The following is a 22,533-nucleotide window of genomic DNA, read 5'->3' as shown; positions in this document are numbered from 1 at the left end:
GGGGCTGACAGTTCCGGCCTCATCGCCGGCAAGCCAGCTCCCACAAGATTTGCACTGTGCTCAAGGCCAGCGCAGTACCTGTGGGAGCTGGCTTGCCGGCGATAGGGCCAGAACAGGTAATGCACAATGCCGCACCAGATAGATGGGCCGACCTTTGGTCAGCCACCCGACCTCGGCGTATTTTTCATGTATGATATGCGCCCTTCCAAAAGCCTGACTGTCCGAGAACACCCCATGCAGCTTTCTTCGCTCACTGCGGTTTCCCCTGTAGACGGCCGTTATGCCGGCAAAACCCAGGCCTTGCGCCCCATTTTCAGCGAATTCGGCCTGATCCGTTTCCGCGCCCTGGTCGAAGTGCGCTGGCTGCAGCGCCTGGCCGCCCACCCGCAGATCGGCGAAGTGCCGGCGTTCTCCGCCGAAGCCAACGCGCTGCTGGACAACCTGGCCACCGATTTCAAACTTGAGCACGCCGAGCGCGTCAAGGAAATCGAGCGCACCACCAACCACGACGTCAAGGCGATCGAATACCTCCTCAAGGAGCAGGCCGCCAAGCTGCCTGAGCTGGCCAAGGTCAGCGAGTTCATCCACTTCGCCTGCACCAGCGAGGACATCAACAACCTGTCCCACGCCCTGATGCTGCGCGCCGGCCGTGACGACGTGCTGCTGCCGCTGATGCGCCAGATCGCCGACGCCATCCGCGCCCTGGCCCACGCCCACGCCGACGTGCCGATGCTGTCGCGCACCCACGGCCAGCCGGCTTCGCCGACCACCCTGGGTAAAGAGCTGGCCAACGTCGTGTACCGCCTGGAGCGCCAGATCGCCCAGGTCGCTGCCGTACCGCTGCTGGGCAAGATCAACGGCGCCGTGGGCAACTACAACGCCCACCTGTCGGCCTACTCGCAGATTGACTGGGAAGAGAACGCCCGCGCCTTCATCGAAGACGAGCTGGGCCTGCAGTTCAACCCGTACACCACCCAGATCGAGCCACACGACTACATCGCCGAGCTGTTCGACGCAATCGCCCGCTTCAACACCATCCTGATCGACTTCGACCGCGACGTGTGGGGCTACATCTCACTGGGCTACTTCAAGCAGAGAACCGTTGCCGGCGAAATCGGCTCGTCGACCATGCCGCACAAGGTCAACCCGATCGACTTCGAAAACTCCGAAGGCAACCTCGGTATCGCCAACGCGCTGTTCCAGCACCTGGCCAGCAAGCTGCCGATCTCGCGCTGGCAGCGCGACCTGACCGACTCCACCGTGCTGCGCAACCTGGGCGTGGGCTTTGCCCACAGCGTCATTGCCTACGAAGCCAGCCTGAAAGGCATCGGTAAGCTGGAAGTCAACGAAGCCCGTATCGCCGCCGACCTGGACGCCTGCTGGGAAGTACTGGCCGAGCCGATCCAGACCGTGATGCGCCGCTTCAACATCGAAAACCCCTACGAGAAGCTCAAAGAGCTGACCCGTGGCAAGGGCATCACCCCGGACGCGCTGCTCACCTTCATCGACGGCCTCGACATGCCAGCCGAAGCCAAGGCCGAGCTCAAGCAGCTGACCCCCGCTACCTACATCGGTAACGCGGCAGCCCAGGCCAAACGCATCTAAGCTGACCGTCGCGTGCAACGCCCGGCCTGGCCGGGCGTTTTTATTCCCGGACGAAAATTACGTTTTTTCAATAGGTTGAACATGAATCCTGATACTCCACTGCAGCTGCTCGGCGGCATCTCGGCCCGCGAATTCATGCGCGACTACTGGCAGAAGAAGCCCCTGCTGGTGCGCCAGGCCTTCCCGGACTTCATCAGCCCGATCGACCCCGACGAACTGGCTGGCCTGGCCCTGGAAGAGGAAGTCGAATCGCGTATCGTGCTCGAGCACGGCGCCCACCCGTGGGAGCTGCGCCGCGGCCCGTTCAACGAAGACACCTTCGCCGAACTGCCGGAAAAAGACTGGACCCTGCTGGTACAAGCGGTGGACCAGTTCGTCCCGGAAGTGGCCGAACTGCTGGAAAACTTCCGCTTCCTGCCCAGCTGGCGTATCGACGATGTGATGATCAGCTTCGCCGCCCCCGGTGGCAGCGTTGGTCCGCACTTCGACAACTACGACGTGTTCCTGCTGCAAGGCCACGGTGAGCGCAACTGGAAGATCGGCCAGATGTGCAGCAGCGACAGCCCGCTGCTGGAGCACGCCGACCTGCGCATCCTTGCCGAATTCGAGCAGAGCGAAGAGTGGACCCTGGAGCCAGGCGACATGCTCTACCTGCCACCACGCATGGCTCACTACGGCGTGGCCGTGGACGACTGCCTGACCTACTCGGTGGGCTTCCGCGCGCCAAGCGCCGCCGAAGTGCTGACCCACTTCACCGACTTCCTCGGCCAGTTCCTGCCGGACGAAGAGCGCTACAGTGACGCCGACGCCCAGCCGGTCAGCGACCCGCACCAGATCCAGCACGACGCCCTCGACCGCCTCAAGGCCCTGCTCGAGAAGCACATGGGCGACAAGGACCTGCTGCTGACCTGGTTCGGCCAGTTCATGACCGAGCCGCGCTACCCCGAGCAGATCGTTGGCGAAGAGCTGAGCGAGGAAGAGCTGGTGGACGCCCTCGAGCAAGGCGCCATCCTGATCCGCAACCCAAGCGCACGCATGGCCTGGTCGGAGTTCGAAGACGACCTGCTGCTGTTCGCCAGCGGCCGCAGCTGCCCGCTGCCAGGCAAACTGCGCGAGCTGCTGAAGCTGGTGTGCGCGGCAGACGCCCTGCACATCGACAACCTCGCAGACTGGCTGCAGGACGAAGATGGCCTTATGCTTCTACAACAGCTGGTCAAACAAGGGAGCCTGGGATTCGCCAATGAATAAGATCAGCGTTCGCCTCGCCGACTGGCAGAAAGACAACGCCGACATCCGCCGTATCCGTGAAGCGGTGTTCGTCGCCGAGCAGCACATTCCACCAGAGCTGGAGTTTGATTCGGAGGACCAGGACGCCCTGCACTTCCTGGCCATCGAAGGTGACTACCCGATTGGTACCGCGCGCCTGCTGGCGGACGGCACCATCGGGCGCATCTCGGTGCTCAAGGACTGGCGCGGCCTGAAGGTGGGTGACGCGCTGATGAACGCAGTGATCGTCGAAGCGCAAAACCGCGACCTGAAGCAGCAGATGCTCAGCGCCCAGGTGCACGCCACGCCGTTCTACGAGCGCCTCGGCTTTCGCATAGTCAGCGAGGAATTCCTCGAAGCCGGCATCCCGCACGTGGACATGGTGCGCGACTCGCGCGTCTGATCCATCACCTCCCCACAGGCGCCCCACACATTCTGAAAAATGTGCGGCCCCTGTGGGAGCGGGTTTACCCGCGAAAGGGCCGGTACAGGCTCAACACACTTCCCCTGACAAAAACCTGTACATCCATCCAGATAAAACTTGCCTCCGCGCTCCCGCTTGCGCATCCTAGTGCACATCACCTCCGATGAAGCGTCCCCGGCCATGCGCCTGTTCCTCTGCGAAAAACCGTCACAGGCAAAAGACATCGCCAAAGTGCTAGGCGCCACCCGCAAGGGCGACGGCTGCTGGCAAGGCACTGACGTCTGCGTAACCTGGTGCATCGGCCATCTGCTGGAAACCGCCCCACCCGACAGCTACGACGAACGCTACAAGCGCTGGAACCTGGCCGACCTGCCGATCATCCCCGACAAGTGGAAGATGCTGGTAAAGCCCAAGACCGCCAGCCAGTTCAAGGCAGTGAAGCGCCTGCTGGGCGAAGCGCGGGAGCTGGTGATTGCCACCGATGCCGACCGCGAAGGCGAAATGATTGCCCGCGAGCTGGTCGAGCATTGCCGCTACCGCGGCCCGGTGCAGCGCCTTTGGTTGTCGGCGCTCGACGACACCTCCATCCGCAAGGCCCTGGCACGCCTGCTGCCAGGCCACGAAACGTTCAACCTTTATCACTCGGCACTGGGCCGCTCTCGCGCCGACTGGCTCATCGGCATGAACATGAGCCGGCTGTTCACCCTGCTTGGCCGCCAATCCGGCTACCAGGGCGTGCTACCGGTGGGCCGGGTGCAAACCCCCACCTTGCGCCTGGTGGTCGACCGCGACCGCAGCATCGCCGACTTCGTGCCGGTGCCGTTCTGGGCCATCGACGTACAGCTTGAACATGCAGGCCAAGCTTTCAACGCCCAGTGGCGTGCGCCCGAGGACGCCTGCGACGACCAGGGCCGCTGCCTGAACCAGAGCTTGGCGCAACAGGCCGCCGCCGCCATCGGTAACGCTGGCACGGCACGGGCCGTAAAGGTGACCACCGAGCGCGTGCGTGAAGCCGCGCCCTTGCTTTTCGACCTTGGCACCCTGCAAGAGCTGTGCTCGAAAAAGTTCGGCCTCGGCGCCCAGGAAACCCTCGACATTGCCCAGGCCCTGTACGAAACCCACAAGCTCATCACCTACCCGCGCAGCGACTGCGGCTACCTGCCGCTGAGCCAGCACGCCGAAGCACCGGCCATTCTCGCCGCCCTGCAACGGGCCGATGCCGGCATCGCGCCGCTGCAGCCCCACCTGGAGCCGCAGCGCCGGTCGCGGGCGTGGAACGACGCCAAGGTCAGCGCCCACCACGGCATCATCCCTACTGCCGCCGCCAGCGACCCGTCGCGCCTGCCGGCCAAGCACAAGGCGGTGTACACCCTGATCCGCGCCCGCTACCTGGCGCAGTTCCTGCCCAACCACGAATATGATCGCACCCAGGCCGACTTCGACTGCGCCGGCCATGCCCTGCGCGCGGTGGGCAAGCAAATCGTCGAGCCGGGCTGGCGCCGCGCGCTGCCCGAAGCGCTGACCCCGGCCAAGGGCCGCGAAGCACCACCGGCCCAGGTGCTGCCAGCGCTGAGCGAAGGCCAGAACTGCACCGTGCAAGGCCTGCAACTGAAAGACCTGTGGACCCAGCCGCCCAAGCCGTTCACTGAAGGCGACCTGATCAAGGCAATGAAAAACGTGGCCAAGCTGGTGGACGATCCGCGCCTGAAGCAGAAGCTGAAAGAAACCACCGGCATCGGCACCGAGGCCACCCGCGCCAGCATCATCCAGGGCCTGCTCGACCGCGGCTATCTCGTAAAAAACGGCAAAGCGCTGGCGGCCACGCCTGCGGCCTTCAGCCTGATCGATGCCGTCCCCCGCGCCATCGCCGACCCCGGCACCACGGCGATCTGGGAGCAGGCGCTGGACATGGTGCAAAGCGGCGAGATGAGCCTGGAAGAGTTCGTCGCCCGGCAGTCGGCGTGGATGGGCAAGCTGGTCGAGCGTTGCAGCGGCATGCGCATGACCATCAGCGGGCCGGCAGCCGGTGCAGCGCCGCCCTGGAAGAAGAAGCGTCGCGGTGGAGGTGGGAAAAGCAAAGCAGCCGGAAGCAAGTCAGCAGCAAGCAAGCCGCGTCAGCCCCGAAAAAAAGCAACAACCTGAAGCTTCTGCACTGGCATTACAGGCCCTATCGCCGGCAAGCCAGCTCCCACAAGTCTTGTATAAGGACTGAAGCCAGTGCATGTCTTGAGAGCCTAAGTCTTGCACAGGTGCTGATACCAGCTGGGTACTTGTAGGAGCCCAAGTCCTGCAGAGGTGCTGATGCCAGCTGGAGACTTGTAGGAACCCAAGTCTTGCACAGCTGCTGAAGCCGTTGGGGTACTTGTGGGAGCTGGCTTGCCGGCGATAGGGCCAGCCCAGGCAGCTCATGAACATCAGGGAAACCCTACAAAGCAGCCCGACACATTGGCGCCATGAAATTAACCTGCTAAGTTTTCATGAAAATAATCACAATAATTTTCACGAGGCTTCTGCATGTTCAAACAATCCGCCCAGCACGTCGCCAGCTACTACGCCCAGACCTACCCCGCCAACATCCCGCTGCGCCCTACCCTGCAAGGCACCCACGACACCGACGTGCTGATCATCGGCGCCGGTTTCAGCGGCCTGCATACCGCCCTGCGCCTGACCCAGGCAGGCAAACGCGTAACACTGCTGGAGGCCAGCCGTGTGGCCTGGGCTGCTTCCGGGCGCAACGGTGGCCAGGCACTGTTGGGCTGGTCATGCGACATGCCGCCACTGGAAAAGGCCTTGGGCGTGGAACGCACCCGGCACCTGTGGGCCAGCATGTGCTGGGCCGCCGACGAGATGCGCGAACTGCCACAACGCCACGGCTTCGATATCGACTACCGGCAGGGCAGCCTGTGGACTGCGGTATTGCCGCGCCGGGTGAAAATGCTCGAAGAAGCCCTGCACGACGCCGAACACAAATGGGGCTACGACGCCCTGCGCCTGATCGGCCGCGACGAGCTGCCACAATGGATCGACAGCCCGCGCTATCAGGCTGCGCTGTATGACGCCAAAGGCGCCCACCTCAACCCGCTGAAGCTGGCCCAAGGCCTGGCCAGCACCATCGAAGCCAGTGGCGGGCATATCTATGAACAGAGCCAGGTACTCAGCTATCAGCAAGCCGGCAACGGCTATACCGCCCGTACCGAAAATGGCGAAGTGCGCTGCCAGGTGTTGGTGCTGGCCTGTAACGCCTACATCGACCGCCTCGACCGTGGTCTGTCGCGCCGCCTGTTGCCGGTCGGCTCCTATCAGGTGGCAACAGCGCCACTGGACGCCGACTTCGCCCAGTCGCTGCTGCCGCGTAACAGTTGCGTGATCGACAACCAGTTCGTGCCGGACTACTTCCGCCTCACCCCGGATCACCGCCTGCTGTTCGGTGGCGGCTGTACCTACCTGGGCGGCATTCCCAAGGACGTCGCAAGCGCCACGCGCCCTTACCTGGAGCGGGTGTTCCCGCAACTGGCCGGCGTGGCGATCGACTATGCCTGGGGCGGCCATATCGATTGCAGCCTGCGGCGTACCCCGGACGTCGGCCGCGATGGCCAGCGCTATTGGCTGCAGGGGTTCTCCGGCCACGGCGTACTGCCAACCCTGACCGCAGCGCGAGCCGTCAGCGATGCCATCCTCGGTGACGACGACCTGTTGGCGCTGTACCAAGGCATCGACAACGGACGCTTCCCCGGCGGGGATCTGCTCGCAGCACCGCTGGAAGCCGCCGCCAAGGCCTGGTACAGACTGCGCGACACTGTCTGAAGACGACCGGCGCTTGCAGCGCCTGAATCTCTCCTATTCTCAATAGCTCCCTTCGGTTCCTGCAGACAGGAGACACGATCATGAGCCATGTAACCACGAAGGACGGCGTGCAGATTTTCTATAAGGACTGGGGCCCACGCGACGCCCCAGTCATTCACTTCCACCATGGCTGGCCGCTGAGCGCAGATGACTGGGATGCCCAGATGCTGTTCTTTCTCGCCCATGGCTACCGCGTGGTAGCCCACGACCGCCGAGGTCATGGCCGCTCCAGTCAGGTATGGGATGGCCACGACATGGACCACTACGCCGATGATGTGGCAGCCGTGGTTGCCCACCTGGGCACCCAGGGCGCCGTGCATGTCGGCCACTCCACCGGTGGTGGCGAGGTGGTGCGCTACATGGCCCGTTACCCTCAAGACAAGGTGGCCAAAGCCGTGCTGATCGCCGCCGTGCCGCCACTGATGGTGCAAACGCCCGACAACCCTGGCGGCCTGCCCAAGTCTGTGTTCGACGATTTCCAGGCCCAGGTCGCCAGCAACCGGGCGCAGTTTTACCGGGATGTACCGGCCGGGCCGTTCTACGGCTACAACCGCCCCGGTGCCGAAGCCCGCGAAGGTATCATCGCCAACTGGTGGCGCCAGGGCATGATCGGCAGCGCCAAGGCCCATTACGACGGCATCGTGGCGTTTTCCCAGACCGATTTCACAGAGGACCTCAAGGGCATAAACCAGCCGGTACTGGTGATGCATGGGGACGATGACCAGATCGTGCCGTATGAAAACTCCGGCGCGCTGTCGGCGAAGCTGCTGCCCAATGGGACGCTGAAAACCTACAAAGGCTACCCGCATGGCATGCCGACTACCCATGCCGATGTGATCAATGCGGATTTGCTGGCATTTATCCGTAGCTGATGTGATCACCTGTAACGGCCCTTTCGCGGGTAAACCCGCTCCCACAGGTACAGCGCTGCCCTCAGGTTCTACGCTGAACCTGTGGGAGCGGGTTTACCCGCGAAGAGGCCGGCACTGGCAACACACCCCTCCCAGGATTACCATGTCTCCCTTCTAGCGCGGCCCTTTGCCGCACCTGCCTCCCTGCCTGCCAAGACCCCCATGCCCTTCGAACTCACCGTAGAACCCTTAACCCTGCTGATCCTGGCGTTAGTCGCCTTCGTCGCCGGTTTCATCGATGCCATCGCCGGTGGCGGGGGCCTGCTCACCACCCCGGCCCTGCTCACCGCCGGCATGCCACCGCACCTGGTCCTGGGCACCAACAAGCTCAGTTCCACCTTCGGTTCGGCCACCGCAGGTTTCACCTACTACAAGCGCAAACTGTTCCACCCGGCGCAGTGGCGCCCAGCGTTGTTCGCTACCCTGACCGGGGCGTTGCTAGGTGCGGTCATCGCCCACTACATGCCAGCCGAATGGCTGAACAAGATGCTGCCGGTGATCGTCTTCGCCTGTGGTATCTACCTGCTGTTCGGCGGCACACCCAAGGCGCCGCTGGATGCCGATGCGCCGATCAAGAAGAAGTGGCAAGTGCCGCAAGGCTTCACCCTGGGCTTCTACGATGGCGTGGCCGGCCCGGGCACCGGGGCGTTCTGGACGGTCAGCACCCTGCTGCTGTACCCCATCGACCTGGTCCGCGCCAGCGGCGTGGCGCGCAGCATGAACTTTGTCAGCAACATCGCGGCGCTGACGGTGTTCATCATTTCCGGGCAGGTGGATTACGTCGTCGGCCTGTGCATGGGCCTGTCGGTCATGGTCGGTGCCTTTTTTGGCGCACGCACGGCGATCAGTGGCGGCAGCAAATTCATCCGCCCGGTGTTCATCACCGTGGTGCTGGCGTTGACCGTGCGCCTAGCGTGGCAGCACTGGTTCGGGCAGGCCTAAACGGCGCGCAACGTACAGGTCGATCAGATACCGGGCAATGGACCGCCCGGCTGGCAACGGTGGCAGGTCGTGGACGCTGAACCACTGGGCATCCTCGATCTCGTCCGGCTGCATGACTATCTCGCCGCCGGCATATTCGGCGTGGAAGCCCAGCATCATCGAATGCGGGAACGGCCAGCACTGGCTACCGACGTATTGTATGTTCTGCACCTCTACCGCCACTTCTTCACGCACTTCGCGCACCAGGCAGTCCTCGGCCGACTCACCCGGTTCGGCAAAACCCGCCAGGGTGCTGTACACCCCGGTGACGAAGCGCGGCGAGCGCGCCAGCAAGATTTCATCGCCACGGGTCACCAGCACGATCATGCTCGGCGAAATACGCGGGTAGCTGCGCAGGTCGCACGGCTGGCAGTACATCGCCCGCTCCCAGCGAATTTGCGTCATCGCCTGGCCACAGCTACCGCAGAACCGGTGCTCGCGGGCCCAGGTGCCGATCTGCGCGGCATAACCCAGTACTGTGTAGATGTCGAAGTCACCTTCGAGCATGAACGCACGCAGCCCACGCCAGCTGCAGCCGGGCACATTGGTTGCGCTGCGCAGTTCCAGCAAGAATACCGGCTGGCCATCAAAGTGGCCGATGCCGTGCTCGCACAGCACATCGAGGTCCTGGCGCTTGAGCCAGTCGCGGGGGAACAGCGCGCCGTTGTCGTCCACCAGAAACCCTTCCGGGCTGCGGGCCACGGCCACGCCCCCGGTGATCTGCGGGTCGAGTACTGCAGTAGTCCAGCGTGCTGACATATCGGGGGTTCCTTGACTGCGCGTCCCCCGGCCCGATCAGTCGGCGAACGTCGGTTTCTGTTTGCTCATGTGCGCCGCCACGGCCACGCGCAGGTCTTCGGACTGCAGCATCGCGGCGTTCCAGGTGGCGATGTAGTCCAGGCCATCGTCGATGCGATGGTCGCGCATGTAGCTGAGCATTTCCTTGGTGCCGGCCACGGCGATCGGTGATTTTGCAGCAATCTCGCGGGCGATGGCAAAGACACCGTCCAACAGTGCGGCCTGATCATCATAGACCCGGTTGACCAGGCCGATGCGCAGGGCCTCGTCGGCCGCAACGTTGCGCCCGGTGAAGGCCAGCTCACGCATGATGCCGTCGCCAATGATACGTGGCAAACGTTGCAGTGTGCCGACGTCGGCGGCCATGCCCATGTCGATTTCCTTGATCGAGAACTGCGCGTCGCTGCTGCAGTAACGCATGTCGCACGCCGAGATGAGGTCGATGGCGCCGCCGATGCAGTAGCCCTGCACGGCCGCCAACACGGGTTTGCGGCATTTGTCCACGGCGGTGAACGAGGCCTGCAGCCGCTGGATGGTGCTACGCAGAAAGCGCGCATTGCGCCCCACGTCCTTGCCCATTTGCCCAGCCAGCGAGGCCAGCATCATCAGGTCGATGCCTGCGGAAAAATGCTTGCCGGCGCCACTGATCACAACCGCCCGCACGGCATCGGTGTCGTCGATCCACTGGAAGATAGCGATGATCTCTTCCCAGAAGGCCGCGTTCATCGCGTTGACCTTTTCCGGGCGGTTGATCTGAACGTGGGCGATGTTGTCGGTCAGTTCAACCTTGAACGCACTGTACTCGGTCACGGGCGGCACTCCTGCGGGTGAAGGATTCATGGCGTGGATGGTAACCCAGCCCGAGGGCCGTACTTGTGCCAAAAACGGGACTGCACGCCTTGCCTAAGAAGCGCCAATCCGGCACCGTGCGCCATCGCCGAATCATAAGGATACATATTCATGTCACGCTCCCTGACCGGCGCCCTCGCCCATGGTTTTCTGGGCCAGTCGCCGCTTTGGTACAAGGCGGTCATCTGCCTGTTCCTGGTGCTCAACCCGCTGCTGCTGGTTACCGTTGGCCCGGTTGCAGCAGGCTGGGCGCTGGTGCTCGAATTCATCTTCACCCTGGGCATGGCGCTGAAGTGCTACCCGCTGATGCCTGGCGGCCTGCTGCTGATCGAAGCCTTGCTGTTGCAGATGACCACGCCGCAGGCGCTGTACGAGGAACTGCAACACAACTTCCCGGTGATCCTGCTGCTGATGTTCATGGTCGCCGGTATCCATTTCATGAAGGAGCTGCTGCTGTTCCTGTTTTCGCGCATTTTGCTCGGGGTGCGCTCGAAGGCCGTTCTGGCGTTGCTGTTCTGTGTGCTGTCGGCGTTTCTGTCGGCGTTTCTCGATGCGCTGACCGTGACGGCGGTGATCATCAGCGCTGCGGTCGGCTTCTACGCCGTGTACCACCGCGTCGCGTCCGGCGCCAACCCGCGCGAGGAAAGCGCGGTGGACAGCGACCAGCAGATCGCCCACCTGCACCGCGAAGACCTCGACCAGTTCCGCGACTTCCTGCGTAGCCTGCTGATGCACGGCGCAGTGGGTACCGCCCTGGGTGGCGTGTGCACCTTGGTGGGCGAGCCACAGAACCTGCTGATCGGCCACGAGATGGGTTGGCACTTCGCCGACTTCTTCTTCAAGGTGGCACCTGTGTCGCTGCCAGTGCTGGGTGCCGGCCTGCTGACCTGTGTGCTGCTGGAAAAACTGCGCCTGTTCGGCTACGGCACCTTGATGCCCGAGCCGGTGCGCCAGGTGCTGGCCGCCTATGCGGCCGAAGACGATGCCGCACGTACCCAGGCCCAGCGCATCGCGCTATGGGTGCAAGGGTTTGCGGCGCTGATATTGATCGTCTGCCTGGGGCTGCATGTGGCCGAGGTTGGCCTGATCGGCCTGATGGTGATCGTGCTGATCACGGCGTTTACCGGTATTACCGACGAACACCGGCTGGGCCGCGCCTTTCAGGACGCCATGCCGTTCACCTCGTTGCTGGTGGTGTTTTTCGCCGTGGTCGCGGTTATCCATCAGCAGCAGCTGTTCAGCCCATTGATCAGCTGGGTGCTGACGCTGCCGGCCGAGCAGCAACCGGGCATGCTGTACCTGGCCAACGGTTTGCTGTCGGCGATCAGTGACAACGTGTTTGTCGCCACCATCTATATCACCGAGGTGAAGCAGGCTTTTCTCAATGGCGGCATGAGCCGCGAGCATTTCGAAACGCTGGCGGTGGCGATCAACACCGGCACCAACCTGCCCAGCGTGGCAACGCCAAACGGGCAGGCAGCGTTCCTGTTCCTGCTGACCTCGGCAATTGCGCCGCTGATCCGGCTGTCGTACGGGCGTATGGTGTGGATGGCCTTGCCCTATACCGTGGTGATGGGTGGGCTGGGTTGGTGGGCGGTGACATACTGGCTGTGAGATCGTCTGGTCGGCGCGAGGTTGCGTCAAGGCCTCCAGGTGCATGCCTTTATGGTGATGTCGCTTGTGAGATCGAGCGCCGCGCGGGCGGCGCTCGATCTCACGGTCGAAATGACTCTTGAGACATGCACCCCGCAGCCTTGATGCAATTTCAAGACATGCCCCACGCCCATACAACTTTTGCCCCGCGCAGGCATCGAAACACAGGAAGCCCCTATCCGCTCCAAGGAGGTCAACCATGGCGCTGCGCACTACGCTGCTGCTTTCCTGCATGACCCTGGCGCTGCTCGGCTGCGCCGGCAACGATCAACCGGCACCACCGCACACCCAGCAGGTGGACCTGCAACGCTACCAGGGCACCTGGTATGAACTGGGCCGGCTGCCGATGTTCTTCCAGCGCAACTGCGTGCAGTCCGAGGCACACTATGGCCTGCGCCCGGATGGCCGGATCGACGTGACCAACCGCTGCAAGGAAAAGGACGGCCAGTGGAACGAAGCCAAGGGCATCGCCGAGGCCCAGCAGCCGGGCAGCACCGACAAGCTGTGGGTGCGCTTCGACAACTGGTTCAGCCGCCTGGCACCGGGCTTGACCAAGGGCGAGTACTGGGTGCTGTACCACGACAAGGACTACCGCGTGGCGTTGGTCGGCCACCCCAACCGCGAGTACCTGTGGCTGCTTTCACGCACGCCTGCGGTCACCGACCAGCAGCGCGAGCAACTGCTGACCATCGCCCGGGAGCAAGGGTATGACACCAGCAAGCTCATATGGCGGCAGGGAGACTAGCAGGCCGTCGACGGCAGGCAGCAATGCGGCTAAGGTGTGCGCCCGTCATACCTCGAAGGAGCGAGCACATTGATCACCTGCCACGTCAAATACATCGTCGACCCTTTCCAGCTGCCTGCGTTCGAGGCCTATTCACGCCAGTGGATAGGCCTCGTCACGCGCATGGGCGGCCAGCATCACGGCTACTTCCTGCCTGCTGAAGGCGCTAACAACATCGCGTACTGCCTGTTCAGCTTCCCCAGCCTGGCGGCCTACGAGCAGTACCGCAGGCAGGCCGAAACCGACCCGGAATGCATCGCTGCAGTAGCCACAGCTACAGAGCAACGCTTCATCCTCAGCTATGAGCGCAGCTTCCTGAAACCGCTGCTGGGCTGAATCAAGGAGGTTGCACATGGACCTGCTGTTCCTGGGCACCTGCGCCGGGGTGCCCACCAAGGCACGCAATGTCAGCGCCACGGCGGTGATCGAGGCCAGTGGCAGCGGCTGGTACCTGGTCGATTGCGGCGAAGGCACGCAGCATCAGCTGCTGCGTACCCCGCTGTCGATCCGCGACCTGCGCGCCATTTTCATCACCCACGTGCACGGCGATCATTGCTTCGGCCTGCCCGGCCTGCTGGCCAGTGCCGGCATGAGCGGGCGTACCCAACCGCTAGAGCTGATCCTGCCGGCTGCGCTGCATGACTGGGTACGCCAGGGCCTGGTAGCCAGCGACACCTTCCTGCCGTTCGAACTGCGCCTGCTGGCCGTGGAAGAGTTGGTCGAATGGCGCAACGATACCCTGCAGGTGACCACCGTTCAGCTGTCACACCGCGTGCCGAGCGTCGGGTTCGTGTTCACCGAACTCAACCCCGAACCGCGCTTGGACATCCCCCGCCTGGAAGCCGAAGGCATACCGCGTGGCCCGCTGTGGGGCGAGCTGGCCAAGGGTTTGACGGTACAGCATGGCGAGCAGTTGCTGAACGGCAACGACTACCTGCGCCCTTCCCGGCCACCGCGGCGGGTGATCGTCTGCGGCGACAACGATACCCCCGAGCTGCTGGCCGACGCTGCCCAAGGCGCGGATGTGCTGGTGCACGAAGCCACGTTCACCCAGGCCGTGGTCGAACGCACCGGGGTCACCTTTGGCCACAGTACCGCGGCGGCGGTGGCGCGCTTTGCCGAAAGCGCAGGCGTGCGCAACCTGGTGCTGACGCACTTCAGCGCCCGTTACCAGAACGACCCGCGGCGCAGCCCGAATATCGACAACGTCCGTGACGAAGCCCTCGCCCACTACCACGGGCAACTGATCCTGGCGCAGGACCTGCAGCGCTATCGCATTGGCCGTGATGGCTGTCTTGAGCCAGCCGGATGAATTAGCATGGCCGGTTTTCCAAAAGGACTTGGCCATGCAACGCATCGTGATTCTGGGCAACGCCGGCAGTGGCAAATCGACCTTGGCCCGGCTGATCGGCGCCCGCCTGGGGGCGTCGGTGGTACACCTCGACACGTTGTTCTGGGAGGCCGGTTGGGTAGAGCCGGATGCCGAGACCTTTCGCAGCCGGGTACGCGATGCGGTTACCGGGCAAGCGTGGGTATGCGAGGGCAACTACAGCCGCCGTACCTTCGACCTGCGCTTGCCACGGGCCGACCTGGTCATCTGGCTGGATACACCACGGCTGACATGCCTGAAGCGGGTCATCCTGCGCAGTGTGATGAACAAGCCACGGCCAGACCTGCCGGCCGGGTGCACAGAGCGGCTGGACCGGGCGTTTCTGACCTTCCTGAAGTTTGTGTGGACGTTCGACCGGGGCTATCGCCCAGGTATCGAAGCGAACCGCCAGGCAATCGGGCCGCAGGTGCCGGTTGTGCATCTGCGTGGTGAGCGGCAGATCGCGGCGTTTCTGGCGAGCCTTTCATTGCCTGTTCCGGCCTGATCGCCGGCAAGCCAGCTCCCACCGGGGTATCACCGGGCCTGAGGGCGGCGCTGTACCTGTGGGAGCTGGCTTGCCGGCGATAGGGCCAGTGCAGGCAACATCAATCTCTGGCTATGCCGCCAACCGCCCGCTGGCAATCGCCTCCGACGCCTCCAGCATCGCCCGCAGCAACACTGCGCAGCCCGCCGCCAGGTCATCGGGCGTGGCGTTCTCGATTTCGTTGTGGCTGATGCCGTTTTCGCAGGGCACGAAAATCATCCCCGCTGGCCCTAGTTCGGCCAGGAAGATCGCGTCATGCCCCGCGCCACTGACAATGTCCATGTGCGGCAACCCCAGCGCCTGCGCCGAGGCGCGCACGGCGTCGACACAGCCTTTGTCGAAGTACAATGCCGGGAAGTCGGCCGTAGGCACCAGTTCGTGGCTCAAGCCATGCTTGGCACAGGTTGCCTCTATCACCCCGCGCACCTCGGCGATCATCGCGTTCAGCTGCTCGCCCTCCAGGTGGCGGAAGTCCAAGGTCATGCGCACCTCACCCGGGATCACGTTACGCGAGCCTGGATACGCCTGCAGGCAACCCACAGTGCCACAGGCATGGGGCTGGTGGCCGAGGGCGGTACGGTTGACCGCCTCCACCACGGCGGCAGCGCCGACCAGGGCGTCCTTGCGCAGGTGCATGGGTGTCGGGCCCGCGTGGGCTTCAACGCCGCGCAGGGTCAGGTCGAACCACTTCTGCCCCAGCGCTCCGAGCACCACGCCGATGGTCTTGGCCTGGTCCTCAAGGATCGGGCCCTGTTCGATATGGGCCTCGAAATAGGCCCCAACCGGGTGGCCCAGCACCGCGCGCGGGCCGGCATAGCCGATAGCGTTCAAGGCTTCGCCCACGCTGACGCCCTGGGCATCACGCTTGGCCAGGGTTTCCTCCAGGGTGAACTTGCCGGCGAACACCCCTGAACCCATCATGCACGGTGCAAAGCGCGAGCCTTCTTCGTTGGTCCACACCACCACTTCCAGCGGCGCTTCGGTTTCCACACCCAAATCGTTCAGCGTACGGATCACCTCCAGCCCTGCCATCACCCCGAAGCAGCCATCGAACTTGCCGCCCGTGGGCTGGGTGTCGATATGGCTGCCCGTCATTACCGGGGGCAGCTTGGGGTTACGCCCAGGGCGGCGGGCGAAAATGTTGCCGACAGCGTCGATGCTGACCGTACAACCGGCGGCCTCGCACCACTGCACGAACAGGTCGCGGGCCTGGCGGTCTAGGTCGGTCAGGGCCAGGCGGCAGACGCCGCCCTTGGCGGTGGCACCGAGGCGGGCCAGGTCCATCAGCGATTGCCACAGGCGGTTGCTGTCGACATGCCGTGCGGTGGTCTTGAGGATCTCTTTGACTGGGGTCACGGGTTTCTCCTTCAGGCTTTTTTTGTTGTCGGTGCGGGCCTCTTCGCGGGTGAACCCGCGCCCACCGCCAAGCTGGCGAATACGTAGTACAGCGCGCCGCCCAGCAGCGAGCCGGTAAACCAGCCGTAGTCGTAGAACCAGCTGAAACTGCTGTTGCCAATCGCCATTACCGTCAGCGCCACCGGCAAGCCGAAGGCGGCAAACCCGGGCCAGTTCCACGCCGGGTACACGTCGTCGCGGTACAACCCGGCCAGGTCCAGCTGCTGCCGACGGATCAGGAAGTAGTCCACCACCATGATCCCGGCAATCGGCCCGAGCAGGCTGGAATAGCCCAGCAGCCAGTTGGAATACACGCTCTCCAGGCTCAGGTCGGAGACGATCAGGCCCAGCTTCTTCAGCAGCTCATGGCCCATCAGCACCAGGCCGATAAAGCCGGTCAGCCATACCGCGCGGCTGCGCCCGATCAGGCGTGGGGCGATGTTCTGGAAGTCGTTGGTCGGCGACACGATGTTCGCCGCCGTATTGGTCGACAGTGTGGCAATCACGATCAATGCCATGGCCAGGGCTACCCAGAACGGGCTGTGGATCCTGCCGATCAGGCTGACCGGGTCGGACACCGTCTCACCCACCAGCGACGCCGAGGCGGCGGTCAGCACCACACCCAGCGAAGCGAACAGGAACATGGTCAGCGGCAGGCCGAAGATCTGCCCGAGAATCTGTTCCTTCTGGCTGCGGGCGTAGCGGCTGAAGTCGGGAATGTTCAGCGACAAGGTGGCCCAGAAGCCGACCATGGCCGTAAGCCCTGCGCAGAAGTAACCGACCACACTCGCCCCTTCCGGGCGCTTGGGTGGTTGCGCCAGCAGTTCGGTCATCGACATGTGTGGCAAGGCCCAGAACAGCAGGCCGACGCCCACCGCCACCAGCAGCGGTGCCGACAGCGTTTCCAGCCACTTGATCGACTCGGCGCCGCGCAGCACCACCCAAAGGTTCAGGCACCAGAAAATCATGAAACCAATCACCTCGCCCGTGCCGGCCAAGGCCTTCCAGCCATCGAACACCGAGCCAAGGAACAGGTGAATGGCCAGCCCGCCGAACATGGTCTGGATGCCAAACCAGCCACAGGCAACCACGGCGCGGATCAGGCACGGTACGTTGGAGCCGAGGATGCCGAACGACGAGCGCAGCAGCACCGGGAACGGGATGCCGTACTTGGTGCCGGGGAAAGCGTTGAGGGTAAGCGGGATCAGCACGATCACGTTGGCCAGCAGGATCGCCAGCAGCGCTTCGCCGACACTGAGGCCGAAGTAGGCGGTGAGCACGCCGCCCAGGGTGTAGGTGGGTACGCAGATGGACATGCCCACCCACAAGGCGGTGATGTGCCATTTGTTCCAGGTGCGCTGGTGCACCTTGGTCGGTGCGATGTCGTGGTTGTAGCGCGGGCTGTCGAGGACATCACTGCCCTCGGACAGCTCGAACAGGCCATCCTGCTCGACCACTTCCGATCTGCTCTGTTGCATGGGCCCTTCTCCAGATTTTCTTGTAGTTGTTTGCTCATCGGGCTAATTCGATGGCCGGAGTACACACGCGTATTTGTGCTTAGAAATCTTGACCAGAATTCCATCTTGTCAAGTCAGTCAACAACCCCTGAAAGGCCCGAAGTCAGCGGGTCTTTGAAAATTAATCCTTAAATATCAGATAGTTAAAAACCATAAAATTTATAGGAAAATTTTCTTGAAGATTCCCAGATCAGCATCTAGCCTCGAATCTTGTCAGGACTGACAGGATTAACCACCCTGCCTGGCCTGCACCCGAAACAATTCCAAGAACCGGCCCAGACCGGTCAGCCTGCGAGGAAAACGGCATGTCCCTGTTGATCCGTGGCGCCACCGTGGTTACCCACGAAGAGAGTTACCCCGCCGATGTCTTGTGTGCCGATGGCCTGATCCGTGCCATCGGGCCAAACCTCGAACCGCCCACCGACTGCGAGATCCTCGACGGCAGCGGCCAGTACCTGATGCCCGGCGGCATCGACCCGCATACCCACATGCAGTTGCCATTCATGGGCACGGTGGCCAGCGAGGATTTCTTCAGTGGCACCGCTGCGGGCCTGGCCGGTGGCACCACGTCGATCATCGACTTCGTCATCCCCAACCCGCAGCAGTCGCTGCTGGAGGCCTTCCACACCTGGCGCGGCTGGGCGCAAAAGAGCGCCAGCGACTACGGCTTCCATGTGGCCATCACCTGGTGGAGCGAGCAGGTAGCTGAGGAGATGGGCGAACTGGTTACCAGGCATGGGGTGAACAGCTTCAAGCACTTCATGGCCTACAAGAATGCGATCATGGCCGCCGACGACACCTTGGTGGCCAGCTTCGAGCGCTGCCTGCAACTGGGCGCGGTGCCCACCGTGCATGCCGAGAACGGCGAACTGGTGTACCACCTGCAGAAAAAACTGCTGGCCCAGGGCCTGACCGGGCCAGAGGCACACCCGCTTTCGCGCCCTTCGCAAGTGGAAGGTGAAGCGGCCAGCCGCGCCATCCGCATTGCCGAAACCATTGGTACGCCGCTGTATGTGGTGCACATTTCCAGCCGTGAAGCGCTGGATGAAATCACCTATGCACGGGCCAAGGGCCAGCCGGTTTACGGCGAAGTGTTGCCCGGCCACCTGCTGCTGGACGACAGCGTCTACCGGGACCCGGACTGGGCCACTGCCGCCGGCTACGTGATGAGCCCGCCCTTCCGCCCGCGTGAGCACCAGGAAGCGCTGTGGCGCGGCCTGCAATCGGGCAACCTGCACACCACGGCCACCGACCACTGCTGCTTCTGCGCCGAGCAGAAAGCCATGGGCCGCGACGACTTCAGCCGCATCCCCAACGGCACTGCCGGCATCGAAGACCGCATGGCGGTGCTGTGGGATGCCGGGGTCAACAGCGGGCGCCTGTCGATGCATGAGTTCGTGGCGCTGACCTCAACCAACACGGCAAAAATCTTCAATTTGTTCCCGCGCAAGGGCGCCATCCGCGTGGGTGCCGACGCCGACCTGGTGCTGTGGGACCCGCAAGGCACCCGCACCATCTCGGCCCAGACCCACCACCAGCGGGTGGACTTCAATATCTTCGAAGGCCGCACGGTGCGCGGCATCCCCAGCCACACCATCAGCCAGGGCAAGGTGCTCTGGGCCGATGGCGACCTGCGCGCCGAGGCCGGTGCGGGGCGGTATGTGGAACGGCCGGCGTATCCGTCGGTGTACGAGGTGCTGGGGCGACGCGCCGAACAGCAGCGCCCGACGCCCGTTCAGCGCTAAGGCCATTGGGGCTGCTGCGCAGCCCATCGCCGGCAAGCCAGCTCCCACCTCGACCGCTCAGCTCTCAAGGCCTGTGGGATTCCTGTGGGAGCTGGCTTGCCGGCGATTGGAGCGCACAGCGCCCCCCGTTTCAAGCCAAATATAATAAAGAGAGAGGCTACAACCGTGATCGACGCCCTGAACCACTTGCCGCGCCCCCGGGCCGGTGCCGACCAGTTGGCCGAGCGCTTCAGCGACCTGGCCCCACCCCTCACCGCCCGCCAGGCCGCCGTCGAAAGCGCGCGCTGCCTGTACTGCTACGACGCCCCCTGCGTCAACGCGTGCCCCAGCGACATCGACATCCCGTCCTTCATCCACCGCATCAGCGACGAAAACCTGCAAGGCGCCGCCGAGCGCATCCTCTCGGCCAACATCCTGGGAGGCAGCTGCGCCCGCGTCTGCCCCACCGAAATCCTCTGCCAGCAAGCCTGCGTGCGCAACAACGCGCAGGAATGTGCACCGGTACTGATCGGCCAGTTGCAGCGCTACGCCCTGGACAACGCCCACTTCACCGAGCACCCGTTCAAGCGCTCACCGGCTACCGGCAAGCGTATCGCCGTGGTGGGTGCCGGCCCTGCCGGGCTGTCCTGCGCGCACCGGCTGGCCATGCACGGGCATGACGTGGTGGTGTTCGAGGCCTGCGGCAAGGCCGGCGGCCTTAACGAGTACGGCATCGCCCGCTACAAGCTGGTCGACGACTACGCCCAGCGTGAAGTGGAGTTCCTGCTGGGCATTGGCGGCATCGAAGTACGCCATGGCCAGCGCCTGGGCGGCAACCTCAGCCTGGGCGAACTGCGCGATCAATACGACGCGGTGTTCCTCGGCCTTGGTCTGAACGCCGTACGCCAACTGGGCCTGCCCGATGAAGAAGCCCCTGGCGTGCTCGCCGCTACCGAATACATCCGCGAGTTGCGCCAGGCCGATGACCTGAGCCAGCTACCCTTGGCCGACCGCTGCCTGGTGATCGGTGCTGGCAATACCGCTATCGACATGGCCGTGCAGATGAGCCGCCTGGGGGCCCGCGACGTCAACCTGGTGTACCGCCGTGGCCACGCCGACATGGGCGCCACCGGCCACGAGCAGGACATCGCCAAGGCCAACCAGGTGCGCCTGCACACCTGGGCCCGCCCCGACGCCGTGCTGCTGAACGACGCCGGCAAGGTGCGCGGCATGCGCTTTGCCCGCACCGAACTGGCGGACGGCCGCCTGCGCGACACCGGCGAAACCTTCGAGCTGGCCGCCGATGCAATCTTCAAGGCCATCGGCCAGCGCTTCGACGATGCCTGCCTCGTCGACCCGGTGGCCGCGCAACTGGCCCGCGAGGGTGAGCGCATTCGCGTTGACGAAACCCTGCAGACCAGCCTGCCGGGCGTGTATGCCGGCGGCGACTGCACCGCCCTGGGCCAGGACCTTACCGTCCAGGCCGTGCAGCACGGCAAGCTGGCCGCCGAAGCCATCCATGCCCAACTCATGCTCAACGTGGAGGCAGCGTAAATGGCCGACTTGTCTATCGTATTTGCCGGCATCAAGGCACCCAACCCGTTCTGGCTGGCGTCCGCACCGCCAACCGACAAGGCCTACAACGTGGTCCGCGCCTTCGAGGCCGGTTGGGGCGGCGTGGTCTGGAAAACCCTGGGCGAGGACCCGGCGGCGGTCAACGTGTCGTCGCGCTATTCGGCGCACTACGGCGCCAACCGCCTGGTGCAGGGCATCAACAACATCGAGCTGATAACCGACCGTTCGCTGGAAATCAACCTGCGCGAAATCACCCAGGTGAAGAAAGACTGGCCCGACCGAGCCTTGATTGTGTCGCTGATGGTGCCGTGCGTGGAGGACTCTTGGAAGTTCATCCTGCCGCTGGTGGAAGCCACCGGTGCCGATGGCATCGAGCTGAACTTCGGCTGCCCGCACGGCATGCCGGAACGTGGCATGGGTGCGGCAGTCGGCCAGGTGCCGGAATACGTGGAGCTGGTCACCCGCTGGTGCAAGACGTACTGCTCGCTGCCGGTGATCGTCAAGCTCACGCCGAACATCACCGACATCCGCCAGTCGGCTCGCGCTGCGCACCGCGGCGGGGCCGATGCGGTGTCGTTGATCAACACCATCAACTCCATCACCAGCGTCGACCTGGACCGCATGGTCGCCCACCCCATCGTCGGTGACCAGAGCACCCATGGCGGTTATTGCGGCTCGGCAGTGAAGCCGATTGCCCTGAACATGGTGGCGGAAATTGCCCGCGACCCGGAAACGCGCGGCTTGCCGATATGCGGCATTGGCGGCATCGGCAACTGGCGTGACGCGGCGGAGTTCATCGCCCTGGGCAGTGGCGCCGTTCAGGTGTGCACGGCGGCGATGCTGCACGGGTTCCGTATTGTCGAGGACATGAAGGACGGCCTGGCGCGCTGGATGGACCAGCATGGGCATCACACTGTCGAAGCGTTCCGCGGGCAGGCGGTGGGGCACACCACTGACTGGAAGTACCTGGACATCAACTATAAATCGGTGGCGCACATCGATCAGGAGGCGTGCATTGGCTGTGGGCGCTGCCACATCGCCTGTGAGGATACCTCGCACCAGGCCATTGCCAGCACCCTGAAGGCAGATGGCACACATGCCTACAGCGTGATCGAAGAGGAATGTGTGGGCTGCAACCTGTGCCAGATCACCTGCCCGGTCGAAAACTGCATCGAGATGCAGGCGCAGGATACCGGCAAGCCGTACCTGAACTGGACGCAGGACCCGCGTAACCCCTACCGCGAGGCCAGTTGAGGTAGAACACTGCCTGACCAGCAACGCGATCGGTGTAGGAG

19 protein-coding genes are annotated in these 22,533 nt (G+C 63.8%); 15 read left to right on the top strand and 4 right to left on the bottom strand.

Features of this window, described 5'->3' with window-relative positions:
* Positions 1–234 precede the first annotated feature (234 nt).
* The 7 genes from purB (at position 235) to ACN6NG_RS08350 (ending at position 8,991) form a co-directional block, all read left to right on the top strand.
* Positions 235–1,605 (top strand): adenylosuccinate lyase, encoded by a 1,371-nt coding sequence (gene purB, locus ACN6NG_RS08380; protein WP_041167991.1) that lies wholly within the window; start codon positions 235–237, stop codon positions 1,603–1,605.
* Between the two features lie 81 nt (positions 1,606–1,686).
* Positions 1,687–2,853: a ribosomal protein uL16 3-hydroxylase gene (locus ACN6NG_RS08375; RefSeq protein WP_063422620.1), complete on the top strand. Its 1,167-nt coding sequence runs from the start codon at positions 1,687–1,689 to the stop codon at positions 2,851–2,853.
* The gene (locus tag ACN6NG_RS08370) at positions 2,846–3,274 is read left to right on the top strand and encodes a GNAT family N-acetyltransferase (protein WP_474313477.1); all 429 of its coding nucleotides are present in this window, start codon (positions 2,846–2,848) and stop codon (positions 3,272–3,274) included. Before ACN6NG_RS08375 ends, ACN6NG_RS08370 begins: the two co-directional genes overlap by 8 nt.
* 201 nt (positions 3,275–3,475) lie before the next feature.
* Positions 3,476–5,437, top strand: coding sequence for a DNA topoisomerase III (locus ACN6NG_RS08365; RefSeq protein ID WP_474313674.1), 1,962 nt, complete (start codon positions 3,476–3,478; stop codon positions 5,435–5,437).
* Positions 5,438–5,809: 372 nt separating this feature from the next.
* Positions 5,810–7,099, top strand: coding sequence for an NAD(P)/FAD-dependent oxidoreductase (locus ACN6NG_RS08360; protein WP_474313476.1), 1,290 nt, complete (start codon positions 5,810–5,812; stop codon positions 7,097–7,099).
* 80 nt (positions 7,100–7,179) lie between these two features.
* Positions 7,180–8,010, top strand: coding sequence for an alpha/beta fold hydrolase (locus ACN6NG_RS08355; protein WP_474313475.1), 831 nt, complete (start codon positions 7,180–7,182; stop codon positions 8,008–8,010).
* Positions 8,011–8,211: 201 nt separating this feature from the next.
* Entirely contained in the window at positions 8,212–8,991 is a 780-nt protein-coding gene (locus tag ACN6NG_RS08350) for a TSUP family transporter (RefSeq protein ID WP_016498840.1), read from the top strand.
* Here the strand turns inward: ACN6NG_RS08350 and nudC are convergent.
* Together nudC and ACN6NG_RS08340 are read right to left on the bottom strand one after the other, a co-directional pair.
* A complete protein-coding gene (nudC, locus tag ACN6NG_RS08345) occupies positions 8,959–9,789 on the bottom strand; it encodes an NAD(+) diphosphatase (RefSeq protein ID WP_474313473.1) in 831 nt (276 codons plus the stop codon). The two genes, ACN6NG_RS08350 and nudC, sit on opposite strands and share 33 nt — an antisense overlap.
* Before the next feature lie 36 nt (positions 9,790–9,825).
* A complete protein-coding gene (locus ACN6NG_RS08340) occupies positions 9,826–10,638 on the bottom strand; it encodes a crotonase/enoyl-CoA hydratase family protein (protein WP_063422614.1) in 813 nt (270 codons plus the stop codon).
* Positions 10,639–10,788: 150 nt separating this feature from the next.
* On the opposite strand from ACN6NG_RS08340, the gene nhaB reads away from it, so the two are divergent.
* From nhaB to ACN6NG_RS08315, 5 genes are all read left to right on the top strand, one after another.
* Positions 10,789–12,291 carry a sodium/proton antiporter NhaB gene (gene nhaB / locus ACN6NG_RS08335; RefSeq protein ID WP_353456185.1) on the top strand — a complete coding sequence of 501 codons (1,503 nt, stop codon included), beginning with the start codon at positions 10,789–10,791 and terminating at the stop codon, positions 12,289–12,291.
* Positions 12,292–12,529: 238 nt separating this feature from the next.
* The gene (locus ACN6NG_RS08330; protein ID WP_016498835.1) at positions 12,530–13,075 is read left to right on the top strand and encodes a lipocalin family protein; all 546 of its coding nucleotides are present in this window, start codon (positions 12,530–12,532) and stop codon (positions 13,073–13,075) included.
* 69 nt (positions 13,076–13,144) lie between these two features.
* Entirely contained in the window at positions 13,145–13,450 is a 306-nt protein-coding gene (locus ACN6NG_RS08325) for an NIPSNAP family protein (RefSeq protein WP_063422611.1), read from the top strand.
* Between the two features lie 16 nt (positions 13,451–13,466).
* Positions 13,467–14,426 carry a ribonuclease Z gene (locus ACN6NG_RS08320; protein WP_474313472.1) on the top strand — a complete coding sequence of 320 codons (960 nt, stop codon included), beginning with the start codon at positions 13,467–13,469 and terminating at the stop codon, positions 14,424–14,426.
* Between the two features lie 34 nt (positions 14,427–14,460).
* Positions 14,461–14,988 (top strand): P-loop NTPase family protein, encoded by a 528-nt coding sequence (locus tag ACN6NG_RS08315; RefSeq protein ID WP_474313470.1) that lies wholly within the window; start codon positions 14,461–14,463, stop codon positions 14,986–14,988.
* Positions 14,989–15,099: 111 nt separating this feature from the next.
* Here the strand turns inward: ACN6NG_RS08315 and ACN6NG_RS08310 are convergent, their stop codons facing one another.
* Both ACN6NG_RS08310 and ACN6NG_RS08305 read right to left on the bottom strand, forming a co-directional pair.
* Positions 15,100–16,383 carry a Zn-dependent hydrolase gene (locus ACN6NG_RS08310; RefSeq protein WP_197898881.1) on the bottom strand — a complete coding sequence of 428 codons (1,284 nt, stop codon included), beginning with the start codon at positions 16,381–16,383 and terminating at the stop codon, positions 15,100–15,102.
* A gap of 11 nt (positions 16,384–16,394) precedes the next feature.
* On the bottom strand, positions 16,395–17,900 hold the full coding sequence (locus ACN6NG_RS08305; RefSeq protein WP_474313469.1) for an NCS1 family nucleobase:cation symporter-1: 1,506 nt from the start codon (positions 17,898–17,900) through the stop codon (positions 16,395–16,397).
* Between the two features lie 344 nt (positions 17,901–18,244).
* On the opposite strand from ACN6NG_RS08305, the gene hydA reads away from it, so the two are divergent.
* From hydA to preA, 3 genes are all read left to right on the top strand, one after another.
* The gene (gene hydA, locus ACN6NG_RS08300) at positions 18,245–19,684 is read left to right on the top strand and encodes a dihydropyrimidinase (protein WP_016498829.1); all 1,440 of its coding nucleotides are present in this window, start codon (positions 18,245–18,247) and stop codon (positions 19,682–19,684) included.
* Between the two features lie 165 nt (positions 19,685–19,849).
* Positions 19,850–21,217, top strand: a complete 1,368-nt coding sequence (locus ACN6NG_RS08295; protein WP_474313468.1) for an NAD(P)-dependent oxidoreductase — start codon at positions 19,850–19,852, stop codon at positions 21,215–21,217.
* Positions 21,218–22,492: an NAD-dependent dihydropyrimidine dehydrogenase subunit PreA gene (preA, locus tag ACN6NG_RS08290; protein WP_049274900.1), complete on the top strand. Its 1,275-nt coding sequence runs from the start codon at positions 21,218–21,220 to the stop codon at positions 22,490–22,492.
* Positions 22,493–22,533: the final 41 nt, after the last annotated feature.

The sequence above is a fragment of the Pseudomonas sp. TSO6 genome (assembly GCF_056098905.1).
This window is presented reverse-complemented; position numbering and strand designations above follow the sequence as displayed.